The organism is Rathayibacter sp. AY1E8 (genome assembly GCF_002931415.1).
In the GTDB taxonomy this organism is placed as follows: domain Bacteria; phylum Actinomycetota; class Actinomycetes; order Actinomycetales; family Microbacteriaceae; genus Rathayibacter.
The window spans coordinates 1-10,683 of sequence record NZ_PSVI01000081.1; the positions used below are offsets into that span (position 1 = coordinate 1).

Below are 10,683 nucleotides of genomic sequence, written 5' to 3' on the forward strand. Positions count from 1 at the left end.
AGCGCGGGAGGTCGTCGCCCTGGATCATGACGAGGTCGGGCACCTTCCCTCCGGCGAGGGCCGCGGTGAGGGCGGTGGCCGTCTCCTGGGAGGATCCGACCTCCGTGAGCTTGACCTTCGCGTCGGGCTTCTTCGCGAGGTACTCGCTCACGTTGTCCTTGGCCTGGATGCCGGTGAACGACCAGAACTGCACCTCGGCGTTCGGATCGTCGGAGGCGCCACCGCCGCCTCCGGAGGAGCAGCCGGTCAGGGCGAGGGCGACGGCGGCCGCGGCGGAGACGGCGGTCAGGATTCTTCTTCTCACGGGAGTCCTCATCATCGGGGAGTCGCCGCGGCGGTCCGCGGCCGGAGATCGATCTCTTCCCGACGCTAACCCGTGCTCTCCGAAGCATGCAAGCGCTCTGCAGTTCTTCCGGATATCGATCTCAGGGCTGCGAGGATCTCGCGCGCTCGAGGATGGCCGCGATCACGGCGGACTTCGCCTCGGCGTAGTCGTTCCCGTCCTCCCAGCGCCGGAGGAGGAGAGACGCCTTCGTGCTGCGGTAGAGCTCGCGGTCGGCCGGGTCGGTGCGCAGCCGGTCGCGCAGGAGGAGGTACGCGTCGATCGCGGGATGACCCTCCTCGTAGATGTGGACGTGGGCGTCCCGTCCGGGCGTGCGGACGAGCCGGTGCCCGGGCTCGCGGGTGCGCAGGACGTAGCCGGCCTCGAGCAGCGGCGCGACGTGGTCCTCCTCCGCCGTGACGTCGGGCACGACGACCAGCACGTCGACGATCGGCTTCGCGGGCAGGCCCGGGACGGAGGTCGAGCCGATGTGCTCGACACGCACGCCCGGGACGGCCCCGAGGATGCGCCGCCGGTGCTCCTCGAACAGGGCGGACCACTCGGGGTCGTGCTCGTGCAGGGCGAGCTCGAGCGGCTCCGGTCCACCGACGAGCTCGACGGAGACGACGTCGGGGCGGCTGGGGGAGCGGTGCGGAGTCACCGGGTCATCCTGCCAGGGGTGCCGCAGGGCGGGTGCGGTTCACTGGAGCGGTGAGCACCCTCCTCGTCACCGCGCACCCCGACCGCGACTCCCTCACCGCCGCCCTCGCCCGGCGGCTGCGGGAGGAGCTCGGCCCCGACGGAGTGGAGACGGCCGACCTCGACGCCGAGGGCTTCGACCCGCGGTTCGGCGCGGCCGACCGGGACCGCTACCGCGGTGTCGGCCCGGTTCCCGACGACGTCCTCCGCGAGCAGCGCCGGCTTGACGGCGTCGACCACCTCGTGCTCGTCTTCCCCGTCTACTGGTGGTCGATGCCCGCGCTGCTGAAGGGCTGGATCGACCGCGTCTTCCTCGCCGGCTGGGCCTTCGACATCGACCCCGTCCACGGCACGCAGCGCAGGCTCGGCGCTCTGACCGTCCACCTCGTGCTCGTCGCGGGGGACTCCGCCGGGACCTACGAGCGGCACGGCTACGAGCAGGCGCTGCTGACGCAGATCCAGCACGGGATCATCGACTACTGCGGAGCCCGGCGCGGCGGGGCCGTCTTCGTCCACGAGTCCGAGCGCGAGGACGACGCGAGCCGCCGGGCGGCGGTCGAGGACGCGGTCGAGCGGACCGTGGAGGCCATCAGGGCTGATCCGCCTGCAGCGCTCCGGTGACGAGGGCCTGCACGAGGGTGTCGGCGTCGTAGTCCGGATCGTGGGCGGCGCCGATGCAGAGGTTGCCGATGCCCTTGAGGAGCATGTAGCCGCTGAGGCTCGACGCCGGGATCCGGGCGGGTCGTGCCGCCTCGAGCAGGTCGCCGCAGACGGGGACGAGCCGCTCCACGAAGTAGGCGTGCAGGGCGTTGGATCCGGCACTGTCGCCCTGGAGCGCACCGGCGAGGCCGTGCTTGGTCACCAGGAGGTCGACGAAGTGGGCGACCCAGTCCCGGAGGGCGGCCTCCGGGGTCGCGCTGTCCGCGAGCAGCCGTGGGCCCGCCTCCGCGCAGGCCTCGACCTGGTGGCGGTAGACGGCGACCACGAGCTCCGAGCGGGTCGGGAAGTGCCGGTAGATCGTCCCCATGCCGACGCCGGCCTCCGCCGCGATCTCGCGGACCGGCGCGTCCACGCCGGAGGCCACGAACACCGTCGCCGCGGCGGCGAGCAGTGCGTCGCGACTCGTCCGCGGTCGGCCGGGCGTGCGGGGCACACGGTCGCTCATCGGTTCTCCTTGCTTTTCGGAGCGGCGCTCCGTAATGTCTCCGAGCGCAGCTCCACCACGTTCCGGAGCAGCGCTCCGCAATGTTCCGGAGCAGCGCTCCGACGATTGTGCCAGAGCGCCGCCACCCAGGAAGGACCCTCGTGCCCACTCCGCTCCTCGACTCGTCGACCCCCGGTGAGCACCGCCCGATGCGCGGTCCACACGGCCGAGCGCGACCCCTCTCGATCCGTCGCGAACGGCCCGTCGAGGGGCGGACGGGCCGTTCGCGACGGATGAGCGGAGCGGGCCCTGCCGTCAGCGCGGGGCGCGCAGCCCGGCGAGCGGGCCGTCGTGCAGCGGCTCCGTCTCCCAGCGGACGCGGGCGGTGCGGTCGGGAGCGAGCTCGACGTGCAGGCGGTGCGGGGTCTCGAGGAACACGACGTCGACCAGCACGCTGTCGCCCAAGGGTCCGGCGCTCGCCGCGAACGGCCCGTCGACGGTCCAGGCTCCTGCGCCGGGCGTCACGGCGAAGGGCTCGTCGCCCTCGATCAGCGCGAGCGTCCAGCCGCCCTCGTCGGCCGTCACCTCGACGGCGTCGGGCCACGATCCGACCGGCGTGTAGCTCCCGGTCGCGGGGGAGGCGCCCTCGAGCGGGCGAAGGGCGAGCTCCGACAGCCGGTCGGCCAGCCGGGCGTCGGCCTCCGCCGTGGACCCGCGGCCGACGGCGGGGAGCAGGTGCTCCCAGGCGAGCGCGAGCAGCGTCTGCGTGTCCGAGGTCTGGCCGGTCAGCGCGATCACGAGCTCGTGCTCGGGCACGATCAGGCTGAACTGCCCGTACGCGCCGTCCGCGCGGTAGCCGTGCAGCGACCGCCAGAACTGGAAGCCGTAGCCCTGCTGCCAGTCCGGTCCGCCGTCCTCGTGGGTCGGGACGTGCGCGCGGGACGCCTCGGCGACCCATTCCGGCGAGAGGATCCGCCGGTCGCCCCAGCGCCCCTCCTGCAGGTACAGCAGTCCGAGCGCAGCTGCCGCCTCGGTGGTGGCGTGCAGCCCGCTGTAGCCGAGCTCGCGCCCCGAGTCGTCGCGATGCCAGGCGACCTCGCCGATGCCGAGCGGATCGAGCAGGCGCGGGCGCAGGTAGTCGGTCAGCGACTGCCCGCTCACGCGCTGCACGATCGCGGCGGCGGCGAAGGTGCAGGGCTGGTTGTAGGCGAAGACGCTGCCCGGCTCCTGCTCCGGCGGGAGGAGGAGGAAGCCGCGCACCAGGTCGACCGGGTCCCTCTCCTCGGCGCGGTCGATCGTCTCGGCGGAGTGGCCGCTCGCCATCGCGAGGACGTGGCGGACGCGGATCGCACGCGAGCGCGGGTCGGTGATCTCGTCGTCGAGCTCGGGGAAGTACGAGAGGACGGTGGCGTCCAGGTCGACCAGGCCCTCCGCGACCGCGAGGCCGACGGCGGTCGCGGTGAAGCTCTTGCTCAGCGAGTAGAAGAGGTGCAGCCGCTCGGCCGAGTACGGCGCCCACCAGCCTTCGGCGACCACGTCGCCGCCCTGCACGACCATCAGCCCGTGCAGCTCGACGCCGGGAGCGGCCTCGACCCCGTCGACGAAGGCCAGCACTCCCTCGGCGTCGACGGAGCGGGCGGACGGGGTGCTTCTCGGCAGTGAGCGCGTCATCCTCCGATGCTACGACCGGGGCGGCGCCGCCTCCGCCCGGGGGCAGGGGCGGCGCCGCCTAGGCGGTCGGCTCGGCGGGGAAGGGGCCGAGGCCGAGCAGGAAGCGGAGGATCGCGTCGGCCGGCACGCGCAGGGCGGGGCCGGAGCCGAGCTCCCACTCCGCGTCGGTCGGAGCGAGGGTACGACCGCGGACGGCGGCGCGGATCGCGAGCGGCGCGCGCTGCAGGCGGTCCAGGGCCACCCCGCCGGTGATGCGGGAGGAGAGAGCGAGCGGCTCGGGGGAGAGGGCGAGCTCGACGCGGACGACCTCGACCAGCTCGGCGACCGAGCGGGGACCCGCGCCGGCGCGGCGAGCGGAGGCGAGAGAGGCCAGGGCCGGGGCGATCTCGGCGGCAGGGGGAGGGGAGGAGGCCTCGCGGGCGCCCATCCGCGTCGCGAGGCGCTGGCCGGTGCTGCTCGAGAGCCGCACGACGAGCTCTCCGAGCAGGGCGTCCCGGGAGACGGCACTGGCCGCCTCGCCCTCCGTGGTGGAGGGGGAGGCGGCCAGGACGGCGAGGCGGTCGAGCCTCTCGGCGACGAGGGGGCGCCAGTCGTTGCTGACGCCCGTCTCGTCGACCGAGGGCCCGGTGCTCAGCGGCAGGAACCGCGACCAGTCGGGCACGACCGCAGGGCCTAGCGTCCGCCCGAGCGGCGCTTGTTGTAGACGTCGAAGGCGACCGCGAGCAGGAGCACGAGGCCCTTGACCGCCTGCTGCCACTCGATGCCGATGCCCATGATCGACATGCCGTTGTTCAGGACGCCGATGATGAGGCCACCGATGATCGCGCCGCCGATGGTGCCGACGCCGCCCTGGACCGCCGCGCCGCCGATGAAGGCGGCCGAGATGGCCTCGAGCTCGAAGCCGTCGCCCGCCTTCGGGCCGGCGAGGTTGAGTCGCGCGGTGAAGACGAGGCCGGCCAGCGCCGCGAGGACGCCCATGTTGACGAACAGCCAGAAGGTGACGTTGCGGGTCTTGATGCCGGACAGCTCCGCGGCGTGCAGGTTGCCGCCGATCGCGTAGACGTGACGGCCGAAGACGGAGCGGTTCATGACCACGCCGTAGATCAGGACGAGCACGGCGAGCACGATCAGGGTGACCGGGATGCCCTTGAAGGTGGCCAGCGCGAAGGAGAAGGCCGCGATCACGACGGAGACGAGGACGAGCTTGGTGACGAACCAGGCGCCCGGCTCGACGCTCTGCGCGTACTTCTGGCGGCCGCGGCGGGTGCGCACGGACTGCACGGCGAAGGCGACGATCGCGAGCGCGCCGATGACGAGCGACAGCGGGTCGAGGTCGGTCTCGCCGAACAGGTCGGTGAGGAAGCCGTTGCCCAGCGCGCGGTACTCGGTCGGGAAGGAGCCGATGTTCGCGTTGCCGAGGACGACGAGCGCCAGGCCGCGGAAGATCAGCATGCCCGCCAGGGTCACGATGAACGCCGGGATCCCGACGTACGCGATCCAGAAGCCCTGCCACGCTCCGACCAGGGCGCCGATGAGGAGGGAGAGGACGATCGACAGCCACCACGGGAGACCCATGTTGACCGCGAAGACGCCGGAGATCGCTCCGACGAACGCCGCGACCGAGCCGACCGAGAGGTCGATGTGCCCGGCCACGATGACCATCACCATGCCGATGGCGAGGATCAGGATGTAGCCGTTCTGGACGATCAGGTTCGAGATGTTCTGGGGGCGGAGGAGGATTCCGCCGGTCATCACCTCGAACAGCAGCACCACCACGATGAGGGCGATGAAGATGCCGTTCTTGCCGAGGTCGCCCAGCACGTGGCTGAGGCGCTTCGTGAAGGCGTTCTCGGTGGGCTTCACCTGCGCACCGGCCGCGGTGGACGGTTCGTTCTGCAGATCGGTCATCGTTGCTTCTCCTGGGTCATGAGGGTGAGGACCGCCTCGGGCGTCGCCTCGGCGATGGGCAGCTCGCCCGTGATCCGGCCCTCCGACAGCGCGTAGACGCGGTCGCAGATGCCGAGCAGCTCCGGCAGCTCGGAGGAGATGACGATGATCCCCTTACCCTGCGCCGCGAGCCGGTTGATGATGGTGTAGATCTCGTACTTCGCACCCACGTCGATGCCGCGGGTGGGCTCGTCGAGGATGAGGACGTCCGGGTCGGAGTAGATCCACTTCGACAGGACGACCTTCTGCTGGTTGCCGCCGGAGAGCTTCCCGGTCTTGGCGAGCACGGTCGGCGACTTGATGTTCATGCTGCCGCGGTACTCGTTGGCGACCTCGAACTCGCGGTTGTCGTCGACGAGTCCGCCGCGGGCGACCTTGTCGAGCGAAGCGAGCGAGATGTTCCGCTTGATGTCGTCGATGAGGTTGAGGCCGTAGTGCTTGCGGTCCTCGGTCGCGTAGGCGAGCCCGTGGGCGATCGCCTCCGAGACGTTGCGGATCTTGATCTCCTTGCCGGCCTTGAAGACCTGGCCGGAGATGCGGCTGCCGTAGGAGCGGCCGAAGAGGCTCATCGCGAACTCGGTGCGCCCGGCGCCCATGAGCCCGGCGATGCCGACGATCTCGCCGCGGTGCACCGTCAGGTTGACCTTGTCCACCATGACGCGGGTCGGGTCCTGGGGGTGGTGGGCCGTCCAGTCGACCACGCGCAGGATCTCCTCGCCGATGTGCGGCGTGTGGTCCGGGTAGCGGTGGTCGAGGTCGCGGCCGACCATGTCCTTGATGATGCGGTCCTCGGTGACGTCGTCGTGAGCGATCGTCTCGATGGTCTTGCCGTCGCGGATGACCGTGACGGTGTCCGCGATCTTCTTGATCTCGTTCAGCTTGTGGCTGATGATGATCGACGTGATGCCCTGCTCCTTGAGGTGCAGGATCAGGTCGAGCAGGTGGTCCGAGTCCTCGTCGTTCAGGGCCGCGGTGGGCTCGTCGAGGATGAGCAGCTTGACCCGCTTGGAGAGCGCCTTCGCGATCTCGACGAGCTGCTGCTTGCCGACTCCGATCTCCATGATCTTGGTGGTCGGGTTCTCGCGCAGGCCCACGCGGGCCAGCAGCGCCGCGGCCTCCTGGTTGGTCTTGTTCCAGTCGATCAGGCCGCCGAAGCCGCGCACCTCGTTGCCGAGGAAGATGTTCTCCGCGATGGAGAGGTAGGGGCTGAGGGCCAGCTCCTGGTGGATGATGACGATGCCCTTCGCCTCCGAGTCGCGGATGCTGGAGAACTGCATCACCTCGTCCTCGAAGACGATGTCGCCCTCGTAGGTGCCGTGCGGGTAGACGCCCGACAGGACCTTCATCAGCGTCGACTTGCCGGCGCCGTTCTCCCCGCAGATCGCGTGGACTTCGCCGCGCTGTGCGTTGAGCGTGACGTCCTGGAGCGCCTTCACGCCCGGGAACGTCTTGGTGATGCCGCGCATCTCGAGGATGTTCGAGGTCACGCCGCCTCCCTTCCTTCGTAGTGGGGGAGGGCGCCCGGTGGGCGCCCTCCCGGGGTGTTCCTTCTCGGGTGAGGAGAGAGGACTAGCCGTTCACTTCCGCGTCGGTGTAGTAGCCGCCGTCGACGAGGACGGACTGGATCTGGTCCTTGGTGACGATGACCGGCTCGAGCAGGAAGGACGGGACGACCTTCTTGCCGTTGTCGTAGGTGTCGGTGTCGTTGACCTCGGGCTCGGTGCCCTCGAGCACGGCCTGGGCCATCTTCACGGCCTCCTTGGCGAGCTCGCGGGTGTCCTTGTAGATGGTCGCGTACTGCTCGCCGGCGATGATCGCCTTGACGGAGTCGAGCTCGGCGTCCTGACCGGTGATGATCGGGAAGTCGGAGCCGACGGTGTAGCCGGCGTCGGTCAGAGCCGAGATGATGCCGCGGCTGAGGCCGTCGTAGGGCGAGAGGACGCCCTGGACCTTGGAGCCGTCGGAGTACGTCTTGGTGAGGATGTCCTCCATGCGGCTCTGGGCGACCTCGCCGTCCCAGCGGAGCGTGGCGACGGTGTTGAAGTCGGTCTCGCCGGACTTCACGACGAGCGTCTTGTCGTCGATGTACGGCTGGAGGGTGTCCATCGCGCCGTTGAAGAAGAACGTGGCGTTGTTGTCGTCGGGGCTGCCGGCGAACAGCTCGACGTTGAACGGGCCGGCGGGGGCGTCGGCGGCCTTCGCGCCGGTGAGGTCGGTGAGACCGAGGCCCGCGAGGAGCGAGGTGGCCTGCTGGACGCCCACCTTGTAGTTGTCGAACGTGGCGTAGTAGTCCACGTTCTCGGAGTCGCGGATGAGGCGGTCGTAGGCGATGACGGGGATGTCGTTGGCCTTGGCCTCCTCGAGCACGCTCGTGAGGGTGGTGCCGTCGATCGAGGCGACGATCAGGGCCTTGGCGCCCTTGGTGATCATGTTCTCGAGCTGCGAGACCTGGGTGGGGATGTCGTCCTCGGCGTACTGAAGGTCGACCTGGTAGCCGGCCTCCTCGAGCTGCGACTTGACGTTGTTGCCGTCAGCGATCCAGCGCTCGGACGACTTGGTCGGCATCGCGACGCCGACGAGGCCGCCGTCGCCGGATCCAGAGCCCGAGCCGCCACCGGTTCCGGAGGAGCAGGCGGCGAGGGAGAGGATCATCGCTCCGCCGGCGATGCCGGCGATGAGAGCGCGCTTCATTGTGGTCACTGTGATTCCTTCGTCATTGAATGCAGTGGATGCAGGGCCGCCCTCGGGATCGGGGCGGAGATGTGATGCCATGTGAGCGATCACATTGCGTCATGCTAGACCCGACGGCGCCGTTCGTGTCAACGCGCACGTCTCGACTCGGTAACGGGACACCCGCGGCGCGTCGTCCGCTCTCGGAGCGGTGCTGTCAAGGGTCCCCGGCCCCGGAAGGGAGCCGGAGCCGTCGGCGTTGCGTCCAGCACTGTCGAAAGGACGCACACCATGACGAAGACCTGGTTCATCACCGGCGCCTCGAAGGGCTTCGGCCGCGAGTGGGCCGAGGCGGCGCTCGAGCGCGGCGACTCGGTCGCCGGGACCGCCCGCCGGATCGAGACCCTCGACGCCCTCGTCGAGGAGTACCCGGACACGTTCCTCCCGCTGACCCTCGACGTGACCGATCGCGAGGCCGGCTTCGCCGCTGTGCAGGCCGCGGCCGAGCGGTTCGGCCGGCTGGACGTCGTGATCAACAACGCCGGCTACGGGCACTTCGGCATGATCGAGGAGCTCACCGAGGAGGAGGTCCGCGCGCAGCTCGAGACCAACGTCTTCGGCGCCCTCTGGATCACCCAGGCCGCGCTGCCGATCCTCCGCGAGCAGGGCTCGGGCCACATCGTGCAGGTGTCCAGCATCGGCGGCATCAGCGCGTTCCCCTCGATCGGCGCGTACCACGCGTCGAAGTGGGCGCTCGAGGGCTTCACCCAGTCGCTGGCCGCCGAGGTCGCCGGCTTCGGGATCCACGTGACCCTCGTCGAGCCCGGCGGGTACTCGACCGACTGGTCCGGTCCCTCCGCGTCGCGCAGCGAGCCGATCGCCGCGTACGACGAGGTCCGCGAAGCCGCGAGCCGACGCCCCTCCGCCGCTCAGCCGGGCGACCCGAGGGCCTCGCGCCTCGGGATCCTCGCGGTCGTGGACGCGGACGAGCCGCCGCTGCGGATCTTCTTCGGACGCGCGCCGCTGGGCATCGCGACGGCGGACTACGAGTCGCGCCTCGAGACATGGAAGCGCTGGAACGACGTGTCGATCGCTGCTCACGGCGAGTGATCTCGGGCGGTCGCGGCGCGAGGGCGTCGCGGCCGCCGGTCAGCGCGAGGCGGTGACGCTCGCGCTCCGGGGGACGGCCGTGGATCCGCGGACGACCAGCTGCGGAGCGATCGGCGCCGCCTTCTCCGGCCGGTCGCCCTCGATCAGGCTGAGCAGCGCGGCCACGCACCGGCGTCCGAGCTCCACGAAGTCCTGGCGGACGCTGGTCAGCGGCGGCCAGTAGAACGCCGCCTCGGGGATGTCGTCGAAGCCGATGACGCTGACGTCCTCCGGCACGCGGACCCCGCGCTCGTGGAACGCGCTCATCAGTCCGAGTGCCATCTGGTCGTTCCCCGCGAACACCGCGGTGAAGTCGAGGAAGCGCGAGAGCTCGAGGCCCACGCGGTGGCCGCGCTCGGCGCTCCAGTCGCCGAGCAGCGGCGGGCGCAGCGGGATCGAGCGGTGGTCGAGCTCGGCGAGGTAGCCGCGCATCCGCGCCTCGGCCTCGATCCAGTCCTGCGGGCCGGCGAGGTGCACGATCTCGGTGTGCCCGAGGTCGATCAGGTGCCCGGTGGCGATGCGGGCGCCGGCCATCTGGTCGACGTAGAGCGCGTCGTCGCGGTCGTCCTCGCTCGTCTGCAGCGTCACGTGCGGGATGCGCAGCGCGACTCCGGAGAGGATGTCGAAGACGCGGATCTGCGGGGCGACGACAACGAGGCCCTCGACCGCCTGGTTGAGCAGGTGCCGGATCCCGGCCTGGATCGACGCGCCGTCGGTGCCGTCGACGTTGGCTGTGACCACGAGGTAGCCCGCGTCGCGCGCCGCCACCTCGATGGCCTGGATGCTCGAGGCCGGACCGTACTGCAGGCTCTGCGAGGACAGCACGCCGACGGTGCGGGTGCGGCTGGTGACCAGTGCCCGCGCGGCGAGGTTGGGGCGGTAGTCGAGCTCGGCCATGACCTCGAGCACGCGCTTCTTCGTCTCGGCGCGCAGGCTCGGGTGGTCGTTCAGGACACGGGAGACGGTCTGGTGCGAGACGCCGGCCGCGCGGGCGACGTCGTAGATGCTCGGCGCCCGCGACGCGGGCTTGTCTTCCGGCATCGGGCACCGCGGCTCTCTGTGATCGGCGCCTCCGACGCAG

The 10,683-nt window shown here is 70.7% G+C and carries 10 protein-coding genes and 1 pseudogene; 2 read left to right on the forward strand and 9 right to left on the reverse strand.

The genetic code is table 11. From position 1 onward, the window contains the following. Positions 1–304 (reverse strand): annotated as a pseudogene (locus C5C74_RS15965) (extracellular solute-binding protein); the annotation flags it as partial. 121 nt (positions 305–425) lie between these two features. Continuing rightward, on the reverse strand, positions 426–983 hold the full coding sequence (locus C5C74_RS15970; protein ID WP_104334070.1) for a GrpB family protein: 558 nt from the start codon (positions 981–983) through the stop codon (positions 426–428). Positions 984–1,033: 50 nt separating this feature from the next. On the opposite strand from C5C74_RS15970, the gene C5C74_RS15975 reads away from it, so the two are divergent. Next, a complete protein-coding gene (locus C5C74_RS15975; RefSeq protein WP_104324799.1) occupies positions 1,034–1,642 on the forward strand; it encodes an NAD(P)H-dependent oxidoreductase in 609 nt (202 codons plus the stop codon). On the opposite strand, the gene C5C74_RS15980 is transcribed toward C5C74_RS15975, so the two are convergent. From C5C74_RS15980 to chvE, 6 genes are all read right to left on the reverse strand, one after another. Next, positions 1,611–2,186 carry a TetR/AcrR family transcriptional regulator gene (locus C5C74_RS15980; protein WP_104351875.1) on the reverse strand — a complete coding sequence of 192 codons (576 nt, stop codon included), beginning with the start codon at positions 2,184–2,186 and terminating at the stop codon, positions 1,611–1,613. The two genes, C5C74_RS15975 and C5C74_RS15980, sit on opposite strands and share 32 nt — an antisense overlap. Before the next feature lie 294 nt (positions 2,187–2,480). Next, a complete protein-coding gene (locus tag C5C74_RS15985; RefSeq protein ID WP_104351876.1) occupies positions 2,481–3,836 on the reverse strand; it encodes a serine hydrolase in 1,356 nt (451 codons plus the stop codon). A gap of 58 nt (positions 3,837–3,894) precedes the next feature. Continuing rightward, entirely contained in the window at positions 3,895–4,497 is a 603-nt protein-coding gene (locus C5C74_RS15990; protein WP_104351877.1) for a hypothetical protein, read from the reverse strand. Positions 4,498–4,508: 11 nt separating this feature from the next. Next, complete coding sequence (mmsB, locus tag C5C74_RS15995) at positions 4,509–5,744, reverse strand: multiple monosaccharide ABC transporter permease (protein WP_104224982.1); 1,236 nt, start codon at positions 5,742–5,744, stop codon at positions 4,509–4,511. Then, positions 5,741–7,270 carry a multiple monosaccharide ABC transporter ATP-binding protein gene (mmsA, locus tag C5C74_RS16000; RefSeq protein ID WP_104227396.1) on the reverse strand — a complete coding sequence of 510 codons (1,530 nt, stop codon included), beginning with the start codon at positions 7,268–7,270 and terminating at the stop codon, positions 5,741–5,743. The genes mmsB and mmsA overlap by 4 nt, the downstream gene beginning before the upstream one ends. An 82-nt stretch (positions 7,271–7,352) precedes the next feature. Continuing rightward, entirely contained in the window at positions 7,353–8,474 is a 1,122-nt protein-coding gene (gene chvE, locus C5C74_RS16005) for a multiple monosaccharide ABC transporter substrate-binding protein (RefSeq protein WP_104224984.1), read from the reverse strand. A gap of 270 nt (positions 8,475–8,744) precedes the next feature. On the opposite strand from chvE, the gene C5C74_RS16010 reads away from it, so the two are divergent. Next, positions 8,745–9,563, forward strand: coding sequence for an SDR family oxidoreductase (locus C5C74_RS16010; RefSeq protein ID WP_104247725.1), 819 nt, complete (start codon positions 8,745–8,747; stop codon positions 9,561–9,563). Between the two features lie 39 nt (positions 9,564–9,602). Here the strand turns inward: C5C74_RS16010 and C5C74_RS16015 are convergent, their stop codons facing one another. Then, positions 9,603–10,643 (reverse strand): LacI family DNA-binding transcriptional regulator, encoded by a 1,041-nt coding sequence (locus C5C74_RS16015; RefSeq protein WP_104234510.1) that lies wholly within the window; start codon positions 10,641–10,643, stop codon positions 9,603–9,605. Between the last annotated feature and the right edge of the window lie 40 nt (positions 10,644–10,683).

What these genes read in the sequence shown, in the direction of transcription:
- C5C74_RS16015 (WP_104234510.1), bottom strand. Translation starts at nt 10,643, where the DNA reads ATGCCGGAAGACAAGCCCGCGTCGCGGGCGCCGAGCATCTACGACGTC.
- C5C74_RS15980 (WP_104351875.1), bottom strand. Translation starts at nt 2,186, where the DNA reads ATGAGCGACCGTGTGCCCCGCACGCCCGGCCGACCGCGGACGAGTCGC.
- mmsB (WP_104224982.1), bottom strand. Translation starts at nt 5,744, where the DNA reads ATGACCGATCTGCAGAACGAACCGTCCACCGCGGCCGGTGCGCAGGTG.
- C5C74_RS15985 (WP_104351876.1), bottom strand. Translation starts at nt 3,836, where the DNA reads ATGACGCGCTCACTGCCGAGAAGCACCCCGTCCGCCCGCTCCGTCGAC.
- chvE (WP_104224984.1), bottom strand. Translation starts at nt 8,474, where the DNA reads ATGAAGCGCGCTCTCATCGCCGGCATCGCCGGCGGAGCGATGATCCTC.
- C5C74_RS16010 (WP_104247725.1), top strand. Translation starts at nt 8,745, where the DNA reads ATGACGAAGACCTGGTTCATCACCGGCGCCTCGAAGGGCTTCGGCCGC.